The organism is Bacteroidia bacterium (genome assembly GCA_041391665.1).
In the GTDB taxonomy this organism is placed as follows: domain Bacteria; phylum Bacteroidota; class Bacteroidia; order J057; family J057; genus JAGQVA01.
This window is the reverse complement of the sequence record JAWKNO010000002.1, coordinates 1,730,063-1,749,211: the sequence shown is the minus strand read 5'-3', so window position 1 is coordinate 1,749,211 and position 19,149 is coordinate 1,730,063. Positions and strand designations below refer to the sequence as shown.

The following is a 19,149-nucleotide window of genomic DNA, read 5'->3' as shown; positions in this document are numbered from 1 at the left end:
TTAATGAAACTGATCTTTGATCTGAGATGATAGGGTTCACGCAGAGGACGCAAAGGAATCGCAAAGTAACGCAAAGGGGGTTGTGACTTCCGCGTTACTTCCTGTCTGATCTTGCAGATGCGTGGTACTCTGCTTCCTCTGCGAAAATCTGCGTTTCCTCTGCGAAAATCTGCGTCCCATGTCCACCCAGCTTGTCATGGACAAAAAAACGTTTTCCAAAAATTTCCAACAGTTTTCATCCGCAGTTTCTCCTCCCTTCCCGCTCATTCCTATATTTACTTTTGGCGATTTTTTTCCATTGCTCTCCGGTTCCGCTCCCTTAAATTTCTCCTTTAATTATTCAAACCATGAAAAACTACGATCGATTCTGCCCGCATTGCAAAAATGCTGTCTTCGGACGAGCCAACAAGTTGTTCTGTGATATTGACTGTAAAAATCAATATCATTCCGCGCTCCGGCGAAAAGTTGCTGAAATTGTCCGCGAAACTGATAAAATGCTTCACCGGAATTATGCCATTCTCCTGGAAATTTTAGGCGACAATTCCTCCCGCAAAACCATAAGCCGTCTGACCCTCGAAAAAAAGAATTTTCACTTCTCCTGCTTTACGGGTTATACTTCCACTACGCGTGGCAAAATCTGCCGGTATCTCTATGACTTTGCCTGGATTGAATTTAACAGCCAGAAAATTCTTGTCCTCCGAATCTGAGCCCTCATATTTCCTTCAACCACTCCATATACCGGTTGTAAAGATGGTGCGCCTGGGGATATGCAGAATTAGGACTCATAAAATGTGAAAATTCGAAGGTTATCGCTTTCTCAACGCCGGCTTCTTTTGCTGCTTCAAGCTTTAATTTCAACTTTTCCCATTTGATCGGCAGAAATTTAATCGGCATATCACGGTCAAATGACTCTGCATTCGTCCATGAACGCAACCCGTGTTTGTCAGCTAAGGCCTTATTGATGCGCAGATAGTCTGCCAATTCGTGAAAATCTACGTGACCGTCCTGAAACGCTACGATATCTACGGCGTCCTTTAGGCCTGATAATATCTCATTCCACTCTTTTTCGTGCTCTGCCAGCGAAACTGCATCTGATTTGGTCAGGTTGGACTCGTATGACATAATGGCCTTTTTCCCGTCAATATAGGGCGAAATCAAAGTGGGTAAATTCCCTGAAACGGATTTACAATGCCGGCCAAGCAATGCGTATGTGTCTATTATTGACCCCACCCGGCGACTCACCTCCTGAGAGATATACCACCCCTTCCACGAACGGTAATGCCCGTACTTTTCCCATACCTCATCTATCACCGCCCGATTGATGTCTACCTCTGCCGCGTACTGACCCGTTGTCCAGTATTTCCCGGAATCATATAATCCAAAGTAAAAATCCATCTCGTATCTGTCACTCAGCCTCAGATACAGATCTAAAAGATCAACCGGCGGACGATAACAACCTTCCCGGGCTGTAAGAACGCTGGAAGGGTAGGTGATCCAGCGTTTATATCCACTGCGAATAAGAATAACCGTATTGATACCCGCAGCTTTCATGGCCTGAAAATCTGCTTCCCACTCTTTTTCTCCCCAGTTCTGATGAGGAATATCGTGACTAATCTCGTCCAGGAATGTTCCGGTAATAATCATATGAAAATTTGCCTCAAATATAGTTTTTTGGGCTTGCATAAATCGTATCTTTCCCGAAAATTCGGATCATGACCTACTGTTTGGGGATAAAAGTAAAAAATGGCTTAGTTGCAATCGCTGATACGCGTATTACTTCCGGCTCAGAAACGACCACCGCTAAAAAGATTTCTATTCACAAAAAGGGCAATAATAACCTTTTTCTAATGACTTCGGGCCTCCGCTCCATTCGCGATAAGGCGGTAACTTATTTTGAGGAAATTCTTGAAGAGGAAACACCCTCCTACGACAAAATGTATAAGGTCGTCAATGCATTTGGTGAACAACTACGCCGCGTGGCCGCGGAAGATAAACACGCGCTGAGTGAGTCTGGGCTGTATTTTAACTTGTTCGCTATCGTAGGTGGCAAACTGGAAAACGATAAAGAGCATAAATTGTATATGCTTTACCCGGAAGGCAACTGGATTGAAATCGGGGAGGCAACGCCATTTACGATTATCGGAAACTCGGGATATGGAAAACCGATCCTCAACCGGGCGATTACCTACGAATCTTCCATCCGATTTGCCCTGAAAACGGGGTTTCTCTCGTTTGACTCTACACGCGTCAGTGCCAATGATGTGGGGTATCCAATTGATGTCGTCGTCTATCGCTCCGAATCGGGCCTGATGATCGAACGGCGATTTAATGAAGATGTTACAGGTTATATCGGCGACCAATGGGGCCAAAAACTCAAAGATCTCATCAAAGAAATCCCGGATGACTGGACAGACGAACTCATGAGCGCCGGAGACCTCTCTACGCTGCAACAACAACAACAACAACAGCAGTAGCTTCATTACACTTTCGTGGTTTCATTTCTCTTGAACAATTATTTGTCCTGTGAAGTTTGAATTGCCGCTCCGCATTTTGCTAATAAAACCTACACCTAAAGTGGACTTTGGTCTGCAAAAAGGTTCAGGTAAAAATTATGAGACCGTTCAGATACAACAAACGGTTTCAGGGGATTTGTCTTTTACCTGCATGGTTTTGTTTAGCGGGGACAAATCAACAGATGAATATCCTAAAACTGGCGGGCCATTTGTTCATGGGCCTGCCGGAGGGAAATTTATTTATATCAATATAGGCGTGAGTGCAGGCCAGACTCATTCTCTCTGGAACAGGAGATTAAAAATACCCTTAACCGGAATTACCTGGGAAATGACAGATGCGCTACTGGCAGATTCCGGACGAAGCATTGTTACCCATGTTGCCGGAACCGGAAAAGACGGTAGCCCCAATTGTGCGACTGTAAAGCCATTTTCCGGCTGGGAAATTTCGTCCTGACCAACACATTTAATCTTTGAATATGTGGTTTTCAGGGAGGTTTGGCACAAGTTTCGGATCATACACCGCTCCGGCAGCTACCTGCACCATCGTAATGCGTACTTTCGTCGGGAAAAAGTTTTCGTGATCTTCGCGCCTGTGTGCATGGCCCTGTCCGCCGCTGTCGTCTTTGATCACAAGATCCATCCGCCGGATTCCTTCACTCCAGATGATCGATTCATTCTCCCAAAACTCGGTCATCTGTATATCCCTTTCATAAACCCCTTGATCTATATATACACCGGTACTGGTACAACCGTAGTTGTTGTTCTGACCTTTGACTGGGATATAACACAGTGACCATGTAGTAGGGTAGTTTCCGGGTGGTTTTTCTATCACTTCAAGCCGGATGTGAACCGTTCCATTGCGAAAATCTACAGGAGATGTCCAGTCTGTGGGGCGGTCTGGATTGAGGTCGTCCTTTACATAATAATGGGACTTACTCGGTGTTGAATTGTCGGCATCCTCCTTTGTATAAGTAAAGGTAACATCGAATAGTACAAACTGATTTTTATCTGCATTCTGGCCTTTCAGCCAGTAAAAGCCCAGGAGGAAAATCTCCAGCGTAGTCAGGTGTCTTTTCATATCTTTTATTTTGGGAAAGGGTAGAAGTATTACCTGAATATAGCAAATAATTTGTTTTGGGGAATAATTTTGCGCATCCCCTTAACTCTTCCCTTTTTTCCGCAAATCAAGGGTATAAGGAAACTCCGGATCAACTTCGAACTTATGTGTGGGAAATGCCGCTACAGGACGATATTCATTGGAAACATACCGGGTTGTGGTTTCCGAAGTCGTGGTCTGTGATACAATCCGTTCCTCAGAACGTGGGGTGTGATTCTGCTCCCAAAACCGGTTGCCCCTCCGCGATTCGGCTTCATAACTATTGACAGGAAAGGTGTCATAACTCCTTCCTCCCGGGTGAGAAACATGGTAGGTGCACCCTCCGACCGAACGCTGATTCCAGGTGTCGTAAATATCAAATACCAGCGGAACATCCACTCCCAATGTCGGATGTAGCGCCGAGGGGGGATTCCATGCTTTATAGCGTATGCCTGCCACATATTTTCCTCTGGTTCCGGTATAAGTCAGCGGTACAATGGTCTGATTGCACAACAACTGGTACCGCTCTATGGCTATTCCTTCCAGCACTACTTCCACCCGCTCAACCGAAGAATCCACAAACCGTGCAGTACCGGTATTGCTCATTTCCTCACCTAATACATTCCACGGTTCGATGCCCGCCCTGATGGTCAGGTGTATGGACCCCACGGAGACTTTTCCCAATACCGGAAACCGGAATTCAAAAAAGGCATCCAGCCATTCCATCTGAAAATCGATATCATTTTCATGGAGGTAACGGACCACCTCTTTCATGTCTTCCTTCACAAAATGATGAAGCAGAAAACGGTCATGCAGTTCCGTGCCCCATCGAATCAGATCTTTGCGGTAGGGGTTTTTCCAGAAGACGGCTGTCAGGCTGCGAATGAGCAGAATCTGGGTCAGGCACATTTGAAGATGCGGTGGCATATCAAACCCGCGCATCTCTACAATACCCAGTCGCCCGGATTGCGAGTCGGGGCTAAACAGTTTGTCAATACAAAACTCTGCCCGGTGGGTATTGCCCGTGATGTCAATCAACAGGTTGCGAAACAATCTGTCTACCAGCCATGCCGGAGGGTCGGGGTAGCGGTCAAGCTCCCGAAAGGCTATTTCCAACTCATACAACATTTCCTGCCGCCCTTCATCTACTCTGGGCGCCTGACTGGTCGTACCTACAAATGCTGAGGAAAACAAATAGGAAAGTCCGGGGTGATTTTGCCAGAAATTTACAAAACTGCGAAGCATATCGGGCCTCCGGAGAAACGGACTGTCTGCCGGACGAGCACCGCCGAGTGTGATATGATTGCCACCCCCAGTGCCGGTATGTTTTCCGTCCAGCATAAATTTCTCCGTACCCAGTTTGCAGGTTTTTGCCAGCTCAAAGAGTTGTTCGTAATTGTTGACAATCTCCCGCCATGCGTATGCAGGGTGGATATTTACTTCTATTACACCCGGGTCAGGTGCCACTACGAGCTTATCCAAACGATAGTCATATGGTAGTTGATAACCTTCGATGACTACGGGTATCTGAAGTTCTTCTGCTACTTTTTCGATAGATGCCAGAAGGTCAAGTGCGCTTTCTGTTGATTCCAGTGGGGGAAGGAAAATATACAGGTTTCCATCCCTGGGTTCAACACATAAGGCTGTACGGATGGTTTTTACGCGTTGCGGCGGTGGCGACTTTTTTTGTTTTCGGCTTTCACTTTTTGCCGTTAGGTCTGTGTTTGCCGGCAAATGCGGTAAATCCTCCATGGGACTGGGCTCCGCAATAACCTCAATTTCCTCGGGTACGAGATAAGGCAACCGCTCCAGCGGCAAACGCATACCCATCGCCGAATTACCCGGAATGAGGAAAAGATGTTTTCGGGTAAATTCCCAATGGCAACTTTTCCAGCCTGAGCCCAGCAGGTCGTATCGAAGGGGAAGTGTATATCCTTTGGGCTGATTCATGCCCCGCTGAAGGTGTTCTGCAAGAGCTTGTCTTTCGAGTTTATCCTTCAGGTTTACTTTGAGCGGATCGACATTTACCGGAAGATTGCCTTCTTCCCATAGAAAATAAAACACATCCTCATAAGCGGGAATGCAGTTTTCTTCCGAAATCCCCAGATATTGCGCCAGCAGGTGAATAAACTTTTTGGCATGAGGTTCTTCCACGCCGCGTGGTTGATTGGGGTCAGCGAGCAATTCGTGATTTTTCCAGATTGTTTTTCCGTCCTTTCGCCAGTAAATCGAATATTGCCAGCGGGGAATCGGTTCTCCCGGATACCATTTTCCCTGCCCAAGATGAAGAAAACCACCGCGGCCAAAAGTGTTTTTTAATTTTCCGGCCAGTTGGTAAGCCATGTTTCGTTTGTCTTTTCCATCGGCGGTTTCATTCCACTGATCTGACTCCATATCTATCGCCGAAACAAATGTCGGCTCGCCACCCATGGTCAGCCTCACGTCTTCTTCCATCAGGAAGGTATCTACTTTGTCGCCAAGCGCCAACACTTTTTCCCATGTGTCAGGGGAATAGGGTTTGGTTACCCGAGGTTGTTCCCAGATTCGGTCAACGACATTTTTAAATTCAAATGTAACTTCACACGGCTCTGTAAAACCGGTTACAGGCGCTGCGCTTGAAGGATCGGGCGTACACGCCAGCGGAATATGCCCTTCTCCGGCAAATAGTCCGGAAGTGGCGTCAAGCCCTATCCAGCCTGCTCCGGGCAGATAAACTTCCGCCCATGCGTGAAGATCCGTAAAGTCTGCTTCCGGCCCTTCTGGTCCTTCCAATGGCTTTGCATCTGCTTTAAGCTGAACAAGGTAACCGGAGACAAACCTTGCTGCCAGACCCATATGACGAAGAGTCTGCACCATCAACCAGGCTGAATCCCTGCAAGATCCCAGTTGTTTTGTCAGGGTCTCTTCACAGCTTTGAACCCCAGGCTCCATACGAATGGTATAGTTGACCATTTCGCGGATCTTTTCGTTGAGTCTGACAAGAAAAATGACCGAACGTTCGCCTTTAAATTGTTCGGCAACGGATATCAGATTTGTCAACAATGGCCCCGATTCCTTGATCTCAAGGTAAGGCGCCAGTTCTTTGAGCAGTTGTGGATCGTAGGTAAACGGAAAGTTTTCGGCATATTCATCCAGAAAAAAATCAAATGGGTTGATGGTCACCATGTCGGCAATCACCTCAACATCTATGACAAATTCTGTGGTCTTTTCATTGAATACAATCCGCGCCAGATAGTTGCCGAAAGGATCCTGCTGCCAGTTGATAAAATGATTCTCTGGTTGGATTTTCAGTGAGTAGCCTCTGATCGGACTACGGGTATGTGGAGCCGGACGCAGGCGTATGGTCTGCGGGAAAATCTGAATCGGTTTGTTGTAACTATATTTTGTATGATGCCGGATGGCCACCTGTATGCTCATAATCTGAAGTTGTCAGTATTTTTTTTTCAATTTTCAACAAATTGCCTGTTTGTTTTATATTTTTTGTAAATATGTTGAATTATTAGAAAAATTTATTGAAAATTCTTAATCTTATCTGACCTTGTGCTCACTTTATATGAATTGGATTTATGGATGAGAAAAAAGACCTTTTTAATACCTATGAGGTACCTGCCGGATTATTGGATGAAGTGTATAGCGAGCATGCAACTTCCCATATTTCCTATTCTCTGATTAAGTCTCTCTTTCATTCTTTGAGTCCTGCGGATTTTAAAAAGTTGAACGAATACGCAAAGTTGTCTTTTCTCAATCAGGGAATCACCTACGCAGTTTACGACGAAACGAGCAATGGGACGGAAAAAATATTTCCGTTTGACCTTTTTCCCCGCGTTATTCGCAAAGATGAATGGACCATGCTGGAAAATGGCCTGGTTCAACGAAATCTCGCCCTGAATCTGTTCCTCAAAGATGTTTATTCCGACCAAAAAATTCTGAAAGACAAAATTGTGCCTTCGGAACTGGTTTACTCTTCGCCGCATTATCTCGAAATGATGCGCGGGTTTTCTCCTGTAGGCGATATTTTTTGTCATATTTGTGGCACGGATCTTATCCGCCATGCGGATGGAAATTTTTACATCCTGGAAGATAATCTTCGTTGTCCTTCAGGGGTAAGTTATGTGCTCTCCAACCGGGAGACGATGAAACGTACGCTCTCCGATATTTTTAAGATGATGGCCGTCGAGACGGTCAATCAATACCCGGCAATGCTGTTACAGATGCTGCAATCTGTAACGCCCCGGCCACAGGATGAGCCACTTTGTGTATTGCTTACCCCCGGACAATACAATTCTGCTTACTATGAACACTCCTTTCTCGCACATGCGATGGGCATCGAGCTGGTAGAAGGCAGGGATTTATTTGTGGTAAATAATATGGTCTATATGAAGACCATTCGCGGTGCTGTCCGTGTGGATGTGATTTACCGGCGGGTAGATGATGCATTTGTCGACCCGGAAGTATTTCGCAAAGATTCGATGCTGGGGGTGAAAGGCCTGATGCGGGCCTACCTCGCGGGCAATGTTACCATTGTCAATGCGCCGGGTACTGGCGTATCGGATGATAAAGCGATTTGTTCGTTTGTACCCGCGATGATCCGCTATTATCTTAATGAAGAACCGATTCTTCACAATGTGCCTACCTATATCTGCGAAAAAGAAGAAGACATGAAATATGTACTGGAAAACCTGCCTTCATTGGTGGTAAAGCCCGTAGATATGTCTGGCGGATATGGCGTAACGGTCTGCGACCGGCTCACTCAGGATCAACTCGCTGAAGTTAGCGCGAAGATTAAAGCGAATCCGCGCAATTTTATCGCTCAACCCAAAATGTTGCTTTCGGTACATAGTACATATATCGAGGATGAAAATTGCTTTGAGCCCCGACATATCGACCTCCGGTCTTTTACGCTGATGGGTAAAGATTTTACCTATGTATTGCGTGGCGGCCTCACACGGGTGGCCCTGAAAAAGGGAAGCCTGATCGTCAATTCCTCCCAGGGTGGCGGTTCTAAAGATACATGGGTAGTTTCCGAATAACTAAATACTATGCTGGCAAGAGTTGCAAATTCCCTTTTCTGGACAGGAAGATATATTGAAAGGTCAGAACACCTGGCCCGCTATCTCAAAGTACAATACTTTTCGATTCTGGACGCTCCGATGAGCCAGAATAAAGACTTTATCCTCAAGTCTATCCTTACCATGTATGGGATTGGATTTGATACGGAAAAACCTGTAGATGAACAGGAGGCGCTTGTCAAACTGGGCATGGACTCTGCCAATCCCAGTTCTATCCTTTCCACCGTATTCGCAGCCAGGGAAAATGCTCGCAGTGTGCGCTATACCATTACTTCTGAATTGTGGGAAGTCATTAATCAGTATTATCTTTTTGTCAAGGAATATCCGGTTGATTTTTACAAAACACGGGGGCTTTTTGATTTTACCATCAATATCGCCAAACACTGTGCGATGGTGAAATCGCTTCTGGATCATACCCTGATTCATGACGATATCTGGATATTTATCAAACTGGGTATGCATGTCGAGCGATCCATGCAGATTATCCGCATTCTGACCAGCAAAATTCACGATATAGAGGTCGTTACGGATAATGGGCTCAACTTTCCTCTGCGTCAGTATCAGTGGACAATTACCCTGAAAGTACTGGAGGCTTTTGATATGCATCGGCGGGTCAATAAAACCGCTCACACCCAAACTTCTACCTTCGAGTTTCTGATCTCGCACCCTCAGTTTCCCCGATCCCTGGCCTTCAATATTCAACAGGTGCATTCACTAATTTCCCGCCTGAGTTTTTCTAAAAATGAAAATGACCCTATCGTCGTAGCTGCTGCTGCGCTTTCTACCTATTTTCAGCACCTTCCCTTGGAGGATATACGAGAAAACCTTCGTCCTTTTTTATATGAATCCATGCAAAAAATCTTCGATCTCAATAAGTTGATTGAAGAGACCTATTTTGAAGTTAATGGGGAAGACTTTTCCATTCAGGAACAGACGCAGTGATAAGAGGAAAATAATTTCGAAATGATACAGTAATTGGGAATTTCTGCGAACCTCTACGAACCTCTGCATTTAAAGATATGGACCATGATCTCCGATCAACATCGCGAGGGTTCACGCAGAGGACGCAAAGGAATCGCAGAGTTTCGCAAAGGGTGCTGTAGTCTCTGCGTTACTCTGCGTTCTAAAGCAGGGGGAATGATCTCCGATCAATAGATTTTGAATTATTTTTATAATAATCTGCTGGTAAGTCCGCCATCCACCACAATCGCTTGTCCAAGGATAAATCCCGCATCATCGCTAAAGAGGAAAAGTACAGTTTTGGCAATTTCTTCCGGCTGCCCGACTCTGCCAATCGGGTGCATATTTCCCCATGATTTCAGTACGTCTTCCACCGGGCCGTGCTGCGCTGCGCCAAATCGCAGGAGGGGCGTATCCACTGAACCAGGGCAAATACAGTTTACCCGGATATTTTCAGTTGCATAATCCATGGCCATGGACTTCGTCAGGGCGATCACGCCGGCTTTGGAAGCTGCGTAGGCAGAGACGTTTTTCTGCGTTTGTATCGCCTGAACGGAAGTTATATTCACCACGGCACCGCCACCCTGGCGGCGAATTTCGGGAATACAGTATTTTGCCATGAGAAACATACCTTTCAGGTTCACATCAAGGGTGAGATCCCAGGTGGCTTCATCTGTAGTTTCAACGGTTCCGTAAGTCTGTAAACCTGCCGAGCAGCATAGATAATGAAGACATCCGTAGGAGTCAATGGCTGCTTCGGCGATGTGTTTTGCGTCATCGGCAAGGGTTACGTCGCCAGTTACGGCGACGGCTTTTCCTCCGGCCTGGCGGATGCGGGCAGCTACAGCTTCGGCATGTGCGGCCTTCAGGTCGGCGACGACTACATTGCCGCCTTCGGCGGCAAATGCCCGGGCAGTGGCCTCGCCTATGCCAGACCCTGCCCCGGTAATTACGGCGGTTTTGTTGCTAAATCGCATATATTCAGCGATACGCTGGTTATTGAATGAGCTGCCCTGCCGGTATTTGATTGAGATTGTACCAGGCTTCGGTGGACCATATCCTGTGTTCTTCTGCGCTTACAAAGTTTTTCTTCAGGCGGACATACACCACATGGCCTTCTTTCATACCCGGAAGTTCCAGAAATACGCGCTTGCGATCTGGTGAGACTCGCACAGACCGTATGGCAAGATTTTCTTTATCCACTTTCGGACCTCCGTAGTTTTCCGTTGGCACATATTTCCATTGCTGGATCAGATATTCTGCTGCGTTATTACCCTCATTCGTTTTCAGGGGTTCGGTAAACTCGATTTCCATACCGTTGCTTTTTGCTCTTACGGCCAGCATTTCAAATACGGAGTTTCCATTGTAAGCCATTCGCTGCAAACCATACCAGTTTTTGCCCATATGACTCCAGTTTCCGGGATTTCCGACTCCTCCGATATACAAAGCGCCGTCGGGCCCCCATACCAGCCGGTTGACGCCTGACTCCAGCCCCTGTGTAAACCGAAATACACAACCCTGGATTTGTCCGTTGACGACTTCTGTAAATACTCTTTTGATTCCTCCGTGAGTAACTTCTCCATGGATCATTTGTCCCTGGTAAGGACCGACATCCAATGTGGCCGGCTGACTGGGGCTGTTGCCAATTTCATCCTGTGGCAGCCAAACAACCGGTGGTTTTTCTTTCAGATTGGCGGTCCCTTCAAAATCTACTGAACGTGAGCCGTACCATTCGCCTTCTACAATGTGGAGGATTTTGGAAGAAGGCAGCCAGTCTCCCTGATTATCTGCTACAAATATCTCCCCTTTGCCGTCGATCCCGATGCCATTAGGGGTGCGAAGTCCTGAGGCTATGAATGAAAAACTACCATCTGCTTTGGAGATTCGCACTACTTTTCCCCGGTCAGGAATCTGGGGTTTGGTACTGGCGCCTCCCGGGTTGATCGCGGTAGCAAGTGTGCCGTAGAAATATCCGTCTTTATACACCAGGCCAAATGCAAATTCGTGGAAATTGGCAGATACCCGCCATCCATTGCAGACCGTCCGGTATTCGTCTATCATCCCGTCTCCGTTGTGATCGATCAAATGGGTGAGCTCCTGCTTTTGGAGTACATAAATCTCTCCCTCTACAACTTTTACCCCCAGCGGTTCAGCCAATCCTTTGGCAATTCTTTTTACTGTAACCAACTCTGGGTTTCCCTGTGCGACACTTTCTGCGATATGATCCAGCACATAGATTGAGCCTTCCGGATCCCATGTACTTACTACCAGTTTTCCGTCGGGCAAAAAGTCCATTCCTCCCACCTTGGGCTCGAAAGAAGACGGGCGTATTGTTGCCAGATCAAACGCCGGGTGTACATCTTTCAGCGGCAGACTGTCTCCGGGGAAACTGTTTTCCCTTTCGGAAACAGGGACATACGGACGAGCGGTTTGCAGGTCGGCAGAGTCGTGTGTAATGACATCCGGGGGCACAACGGAGAAGGCAGATTCTCCATAAGGCAGCCATTGAAATGATAGCGAAGCATCACCACCCCCCTGATAATAATCCACTGTAAATGGATGATCGCCAGCCTTGAGAATGATTTCTGCGTCTTTTGCCTCCGCACCATGCGGACCATCATGATCGATCAGGACATTTCCATCCATTGTCAGGATCGATCCGTCATCGCTGATGAGGCGGAACACATAGTTTTTCTCTTCACGCACATGAAGCGTTCCCGAAAAACGGGCAAAAATATTGTTCTTTAATTCGTCTGGTAAGATTTTTCCTTCAAAATGAACAACCGGAACCACTGAGGAATAAACCGGAACCTGATCTTCATCTATACCGGGAAAAGCGTCCAGGCTGCTCTCAGCTTTATATAAATTGATAATGGGCCCGTGTCCCGGCGCGGCTTTCAGACTGGTAACATCCACTTCTTCTGTACCGGGCTCTTCCGGTGCATCTTCCCCGTCAAGGGAGAGAATCCATGAGACCATTTTCCGTGCATCAGCAATCATCAGGTCGGGATGTGCGGTCATTGCCTGATCGCCCCACACACCTGCACCTCCTTTTATGACTTTCTGGCTCAACTGCTCGACCATTTCGTTGGAGAACGGGTATTTTTCGGCAACTTTTACATAAGCCGGCCCGATCGTTTTTACTGTTTCATTATGACAGGTTTTGCAATCACTTCTCTCCAGTAATGCCAGTCCGGGGTGAATGGCTGCTTCGTCTGTTTTTTCCACTTCTTTTACCATCGTGGGTTTTGGATAAAACCACAGGGTATAATCTGTATTTCCGCCGCTGTTAAGGGTAAGTTTGGCTGATCCTTCCAGGATATAGGCCCAATCAAACAGCCGGGTTTTGCGGTCTGTCCAGGTCAGTTTGCCGTTAGTTTCGACATCCCGGTCATTGCGCACAGAATTGATCCAGGTATTCAGCACTACTTCTGTACCCGTCGGAACATGATCTGCGTGGAATGTTCTTTTAAGTCCCTTTACGCCATATTTATTAGTTACAACTTCGGGAGTTTCTGTGATGGTAATAACCTGCCCGTGTTCGTCTTTCAATTCGTACTGGAAAGAAACACCATGTCCGTCGATGGAATGGCCCCGGTATTGTACTTCGGGGTTGTATTCGCCTGATTTTGACACCAACCGCCATGGATCGAGATCGGCAGATTCTACCCAGGATGCGCCTTTACTTGTGGGCTGCGGGCCATGAGCGGTCGTAAATACAGGGCCGTCAAACAATACGCCATCCTGCCATACTTTGTATAATCCGCCATCTTTGGCATCATAAGCAACCCAGAATGAGTCTTCAAGGGCGACAGTTGCCATTCTAGCCTTCAGATCCAAAACCGAGCGATATACTTTGGGGAAACCGTCTGCATGTGCAGCAGAGTGTGTGGGCTTCAGGCAGCTGTTGAAAAACAGCAAAGTCAGAGAAATACCGGCAGCCGAGAGTAGAAGCAGTGTTGTTTTTTTCATTCAATACGGGTTTTGCTGAGGAAAGCGGCGGAAAAATACAACAAATTTTGAAAACCCGTAGAGTAAGATGCTTCAAAACGGATCAATCCTCGATGCAAGCTCATGCATAAAGCAATCCCCCTGCTGTCTGCACCTATACATGCGCGGGAAATCAGTTGTTCATTGCGCCCTGATCGACCCAGTCGCCGATGGCGCGAATCTGCTGCTCGGTGAGAAATTTGCCGGAATCCTCTGGTGGCATGGCTCGTCCGGCTGTGCGGGCTTTAATGCCCTGCGAATATTCTTTGACGACCTCGTAAGTGGCAAAACACAGCGAGTTTCCGTCGCAATGGCAGCTACTGATCTGGCAATTGTCGGTAAGGATGGGCCGTATATCGCGCAGGTAGCTTACGAGCGGATTGTCATTGACGAGGGCGATGTTTGTGTTTTCGCAATTGTTTGCGTCTCTGACGGTTACCGTATAGCTGCCAGGTGCAAGGCCCTCGAATATCACCCCCGGCTGAAAATTGATCCCGTCAATGCTATAGGAGAGCGGTTCCTGGCCGCTGCCGCTGACGATGATGCTACCCATTCGAAGACCTTGTACGAAACCCGTTACATTCGCGACACTGACCTGGGGCGGCGTAGAACAGGGATTTAATATTTCGGAAGGGGTATTACATGCAGCAATAAAAAGCATTGCGATGGTCAGCAGGCCGGGGAGTAAACGGAAACGGAAAAACATAGTAGGTCGCAGTTAGGAGTTAAATACCTGTTGCTAAACTGCGGTGGGGTGCGAAATGTTTTTAATTTCCAGAGAACTGGAATTGATTGTGCACTTCCTTTGTATCCGATCGGGCCGAAGTAGTGTTTTGAGGTGGTGATGCTGCGGTCCACCGCCGTTTTTTTCCACTTACGGCCGGCGGCGTCATAGGTGAATTCGATGTATTTGGTGGCGTCGTAGGTGATTTTTGGGGGGAGGTTGTCGATGCTAAATGACATCTGGGTTTGTATGGCGTTTTATGGTAAAAGGGATATGATATAGCACGATTAACGAAAATTAAGAAAAAGAGTAGAAGAGTCAATAGATCATTAGGGTAATATCGCAGATAAAACTATTATGAGTAATTTTGTTAAAAAATTTTACCTTGATGACCCGCACAAACTCTACGATTTTATTTTTCCTGGTTTTTCTGCCGCTTTCGCTCGTGGCTCAAAAAAACGAAGAACGGATTCAAAACTACCTTCAATCCTATGCTGAATCTGCCGGTTTAACACCCGCTGATGTCCAGTCCTGGGAGGTTACAGATGAATACACCTCCCGCCATAATGGCCTTACCCATGTCCATATCCGGCAACTGTATCAGGATATTCCTGTTTATAACGCTGTGGCCAATTTTGCCATGAAAGAAGGCAAAATTCTCAACATGGCCGGTCGCCTGGAAAAAAATCTCGCACAACGCGCGAATGCTGAAAATCCTTCCATTTCTCCCCAACAGGCTATTGAATCGGCTGCCCAAAAGCTGGAACTAGGCGTTGCATTGGGGCTCACCCAACTGGAAATCAAAGGCGAAAACCATTTTCTTTTTTCCGATGGTGGGATTTCCCGCAAAAATATCCCCATCCGCATCATGTATCTGCCAGGCCCGGAAGGAGAACTCTTCCTGGTGTGGGATATGTCCCTGTTTGCACCTGATGGAAAACACTGGTGGAGTGTACGGATAGATGCCGTCTCCGGTGCTTTGCTCGATAAGGTTGACTGGATAAAAGAATGTACCTTCCCCAACCACCCCAAAACCAATCATACCCACGCAGCCGCTTCTGTAGAAAACCTCCTTCAACAAACCGAATCGATGGGTAGCCCCGGCCAGTACCGGGTATTTTCCTACCGGATTGAAAGCCCCAACCACGGTCCGCGAACCCTCGAAATCGAACCTGCTGACTCACTGGCTTCTCCCTTTGGCTGGCATGATACCGATGGAAATGTCGGCGCTGAGTTCACCATTACCCGTGGAAATAACGTATTTGCCCGGGAAGACAGAGATGACGATGATTTGGGTGGTCATAGCCCCGACGGCGGGCCACTGCTGGATTTTGACTTTCCGCTCAATTTCAATCAGCAACCTGCGGGCTACGAAGATGCTGCCATTACCAACCTTTTTTATATGAACAATATCCTGCATGACTACTCATACCAGTACGGTTTTGACGAGCAGGCAGGCAATTTTCAGGAAACTAACTACACCGGAAATGGCCAGGGAAATGATTTTGTATTTGCCGATGCACAGGATGGCGGTGGGATCAACAATGCCAATTTTGGTACCCCTCCCGATGGGGATAACGGATATATGCAGATGTATCTATGGAGTTCCGGTAACAGTGGGAATGACAGCTTTCTGACTGTAAATTTTCCCGGAAGTATTGCCGGTTTATATGTAACTGCTTCTGCCAACTTTGGTCCGGCCGTCGGCCCCAATCCGATTACCGCAGATATTGTAGTTGCCAGCGACGGGACACTGCCCGACACTTCAGACGGCTGCCAACCCTTTACCAATGGCGCTGCGATGGCCGGAAAAATCGTCATGATCAATCGGGGTAACTGTAACTTTGCTTTTAAAGTGGAAGCAGCGCAAAATGCGGGTGCGATTGCGGTCATTATCGTCAATAATACCGGCGGTAATCCTACGGCTATGGGGGGAACTTCTTCGACCATTACCATCCCCTCTGTTATGATCCGGCAAGTCGATGGGAACCTGATCCGGGCACAAATTGTCGCCGGGAATACCGTCAATGCGACGCTTCAGGACCTGTCTGGGAATTTTGACCGTGATGGGGATTTTGACAACGGAATCATCGCCCATGAGTATGGTCATGGTATCTCCAACCGCCTTACCGGCGGAGGCGCCAATGCCAACTGCCTCGGCAATTCGGAGCAAATGGGAGAGGGATGGAGTGATTATTTTTCGCTGATGATGAGTATCGATACCAATTCTGTCAATAGAGGAATTGGAACCTTTGCAGTCTTTGAACCTACTACCGGTGGTGGTATAAGGAATGCGCCCTATTCGTACGATTTTGCGATTAATCCCTATACCTATGACGATACCAATGACCAGTTTGGTGTCTCTCAGCCACATGGAATTGGTTTTGTCTGGTGTACCATGCTTTGGGATCTTACGCTGAAACTTATCGATCAATACGGTTTTGACGCAGACCAGTACAATGGAACGGGCGGAAATAATATCGCCATGCAATTGGTCATGGACGGGATGAAACTTCAGGTTTGCGGTCCCGGATTTGTAGATGGCCGTGATGCGATTCTGCTCGCCGATCAGATTAATAATGGCGGCGCAAACCAGTGCCTGATATGGGAAGTTTTTGCACGCCGTGGTCTCGGTTACAGCGCCAGCCAGGGAAGTGCCAATAGCCGTACCGACCAGACCGAGGCATTTGATCTTCCGCCAAGCTGCCTGACACCCTTAACACCTCCTACTGCTGATTATGTGTTTTCGGTTATCACTTCCTGTAACAATAAAGTAGATTTTACTGATAAATCGACCAATATTCCACAACACTGGAACTGGGATTTTGGTGATGGAAATACGGATACGCTGCAAAATCCTACTCATATTTATCTGAGTAGCGGGACTTATACTGTCATTCTGATTGCTTCCAATACACTGGGCAGCGATACGCTGGTTCAGACGGTAACGATCTCGCTTCCCCCTGCTCCTGTAGTAGCAGATGTCGAAATTTGCATAAACGAGGCCGCTACATTTACCATTAATGCCAATGGCGTGTATAGCTGGTATGATGACAATGGAACTTTGCTTGATACCGGAGCCGTTTTTCAGACTCCTGTACTGACCGCCGATACTACCTTTTATGTGGAGGAAGAAATTGTTGCGCAGGTTCAGAATGTCGGTCCGGCCAATGGCAGCATTGGCGCAGGCAGTTATCACAACACCGGTTTTACCGGTACGGTTAACTTCACCGCTTTCGACGAATTTACGCTTATCTCTGTATGGACCGATGCTGGTTCTGCCGGTTCGCGTACAATCTTTGTCTGGGATGGAGCTGATGGTGGAGGAAATGTCGTAGATCAGGTGACGGTCAATATTCCCGCCGGCCCGCAACGGGTAACTTTAAATCTTCATATTCCCGGTCCGGGTAACTATAGTGTGGGTGGTTCTGGTATTGATCTTTACCGCAATACCAATGGCGCAAACTATCCATATACCATTGGGGGATTGGTATCTTTGACGGGTTCTTCATCTACCACGAATCCTGCGGCGTTCTACTACTATTTGTATGACTGGGAAGTGCAGGGCGTATCCTGTAAAACAGACAGAGTACCGGTAAGTGTAACCGTTTCTTCCGCAGATTTTGAATATTCGCAGGACAGTCTGGTAAAAGAAGTGACCTTCACAGATCTTTCTCAGGGGGCGACCACCTGGTTGTGGAGTTTTGGCGACGGGCTTACCTCTACCCAGCAGAACCCCGTTCACCTTTATCCCGGCATCGGCGAATTTGTTGTTTCTCTGACAGTCAACGGCATCTGTACCCTGACCGATACGATTTTGATACAGCCTTCTGTGGGAATTGAGACATTGTCTCCCGGCCTGGAGGTGACATTGCAACCCAATCCGGCCAATGAACAGGTGCGTATCAGCCTTAGCCAGCCGGTGAAGGAAAACCTCGAAATTACAATGATTGCAGCGGATGGCAGAGTGATTGGCCGAAAGACCCTGCGGTCAGGTGAAACTGCGTTGGACTGGAACATCAGCGACTTGCCGGCGGCGATTTACCTGATACAGGTGCGCAGCGGTCGCGGGCAGCAGAGTCTGCGGCTTGTGGTGGAGTAGGGGATATGAAAAAAAATGTAGGGGCAGAATATATTCTGCCCCTACATACCCATATTGTCACTCCCTTTTTTGACGGCCATATTCGCAAAAATCCTTATTTTGGGAAATCGTCCTGAAAGATTATAGTCCAATGAAATACCTGCCATTTGAAAATCTCACTTATAAGTCGCCTTTATCCGTGGATGAAGTAAGGCAACGCCTCGCCGAAAATATTGAGCCCAAAAAATTCTTCCGGATGCGGGGATTTCTAAGTAGCAAAGACCATCAACCCTACGAAGGCAGTATCGGGGAAAACTCCTTTCAGATCAACCGGATCATTCATTACCGGAACTCGTTTCTTCCGCAGATAACCGGAGAGATCAGGCCTTCGGGAAGTGGCGCTGTCATTGATGTGAAAATGAAGCTACACGTGATGGTCTGGGTGTTTATTGTTATCTGGTGTATGGTCGTAAAAACGGCGCTGATAACAATTCTGCTGCCTTTTTTTCAGGAGGAACGATTTAGTCCGGGCATTTTGATTCCGGTATTTATGCTGGTTTTTGTTTATGTGCTGACCACTGCTGCCTTCAAATTTGAAAGCAGTAAATCCAAAAAGGATATGGAAAGCTTTTTTGACGGGAAACTTGTAGAATATTAATCCCCTGAATTTACCCTATATTGCCACTGGCTTTTTTGCATGGAAAATTAAAAACAAC

At 47.2% G+C, this 19,149-nt stretch carries 13 protein-coding genes; 7 read left to right on the top strand and 6 right to left on the bottom strand.

Features of this window, described 5'->3' with window-relative positions:
- The first annotated feature begins 347 nt into the window (after positions 1-347).
- The gene (locus R3D00_18795) at positions 348-707 is read left to right on the top strand and encodes a hypothetical protein (GenBank protein MEZ4775240.1); all 360 of its coding nucleotides are present in this window, start codon (positions 348-350) and stop codon (positions 705-707) included.
- Positions 708-711: 4 nt separating this feature from the next.
- On the opposite strand, the gene R3D00_18790 is transcribed toward R3D00_18795, so the two are convergent.
- Complete coding sequence (locus tag R3D00_18790; GenBank protein MEZ4775239.1) at positions 712-1,644, bottom strand: DUF4434 domain-containing protein; 933 nt, start codon at positions 1,642-1,644, stop codon at positions 712-714.
- Positions 1,645-1,712: 68 nt separating this feature from the next.
- Between R3D00_18790 and R3D00_18785 the strand changes: the two genes are divergently transcribed.
- Both R3D00_18785 and R3D00_18780 read left to right on the top strand, forming a co-directional pair.
- Complete coding sequence (locus R3D00_18785) at positions 1,713-2,474, top strand: peptidase (GenBank protein MEZ4775238.1); 762 nt, start codon at positions 1,713-1,715, stop codon at positions 2,472-2,474.
- Positions 2,475-2,523: 49 nt separating this feature from the next.
- On the top strand, positions 2,524-2,967 hold the full coding sequence (locus R3D00_18780) for a DUF5990 family protein (GenBank protein MEZ4775237.1): 444 nt from the start codon (positions 2,524-2,526) through the stop codon (positions 2,965-2,967).
- Between the two features lie 9 nt (positions 2,968-2,976).
- Here R3D00_18780 and R3D00_18775 read toward each other — a convergent pair whose 3' ends face one another.
- A complete protein-coding gene (locus R3D00_18775; protein MEZ4775236.1) occupies positions 2,977-3,591 on the bottom strand; it encodes a hypothetical protein in 615 nt (204 codons plus the stop codon).
- An 81-nt stretch (positions 3,592-3,672) separates the two neighbouring features.
- Positions 3,673-7,026 (bottom strand): transglutaminase family protein, encoded by a 3,354-nt coding sequence (locus R3D00_18770; GenBank protein ID MEZ4775235.1) that lies wholly within the window; start codon positions 7,024-7,026, stop codon positions 3,673-3,675.
- 149 nt (positions 7,027-7,175) lie between these two features.
- On the opposite strand from R3D00_18770, the gene R3D00_18765 reads away from it, so the two are divergent.
- Positions 7,176-8,639, top strand: coding sequence for a circularly permuted type 2 ATP-grasp protein (locus R3D00_18765; protein ID MEZ4775234.1), 1,464 nt, complete (start codon positions 7,176-7,178; stop codon positions 8,637-8,639).
- A gap of 9 nt (positions 8,640-8,648) precedes the next feature.
- Positions 8,649-9,620: an alpha-E domain-containing protein gene (locus R3D00_18760; protein ID MEZ4775233.1), complete on the top strand. Its 972-nt coding sequence runs from the start codon at positions 8,649-8,651 to the stop codon at positions 9,618-9,620.
- A 227-nt stretch (positions 9,621-9,847) separates the two neighbouring features.
- Here R3D00_18760 and R3D00_18755 read toward each other — a convergent pair whose 3' ends face one another.
- The 3 genes from R3D00_18755 to R3D00_18745 all read right to left on the bottom strand — a co-directional run bounded on the left by R3D00_18755 (position 9,848) and on the right by R3D00_18745 (position 14,334).
- The gene (locus R3D00_18755) at positions 9,848-10,615 is read right to left on the bottom strand and encodes a glucose 1-dehydrogenase (protein MEZ4775232.1); all 768 of its coding nucleotides are present in this window, start codon (positions 10,613-10,615) and stop codon (positions 9,848-9,850) included.
- Between the two features lie 19 nt (positions 10,616-10,634).
- Positions 10,635-13,610, bottom strand: a complete 2,976-nt coding sequence (locus R3D00_18750; GenBank protein ID MEZ4775231.1) for a PA14 domain-containing protein — start codon at positions 13,608-13,610, stop codon at positions 10,635-10,637.
- A gap of 151 nt (positions 13,611-13,761) precedes the next feature.
- Positions 13,762-14,334 (bottom strand): hypothetical protein, encoded by a 573-nt coding sequence (locus tag R3D00_18745; GenBank protein ID MEZ4775230.1) that lies wholly within the window; start codon positions 14,332-14,334, stop codon positions 13,762-13,764.
- 406 nt (positions 14,335-14,740) lie between these two features.
- On the opposite strand from R3D00_18745, the gene R3D00_18740 reads away from it, so the two are divergent.
- Entirely contained in the window at positions 14,741-18,454 is a 3,714-nt protein-coding gene (locus R3D00_18740) for a T9SS-dependent M36 family metallopeptidase (protein MEZ4775229.1), read from the top strand.
- A gap of 130 nt (positions 18,455-18,584) precedes the next feature.
- Complete coding sequence (locus R3D00_18735) at positions 18,585-19,091, top strand: hypothetical protein (protein MEZ4775228.1); 507 nt, start codon at positions 18,585-18,587, stop codon at positions 19,089-19,091.
- The last annotated feature ends 58 nt before the right edge of the window (positions 19,092-19,149 follow it).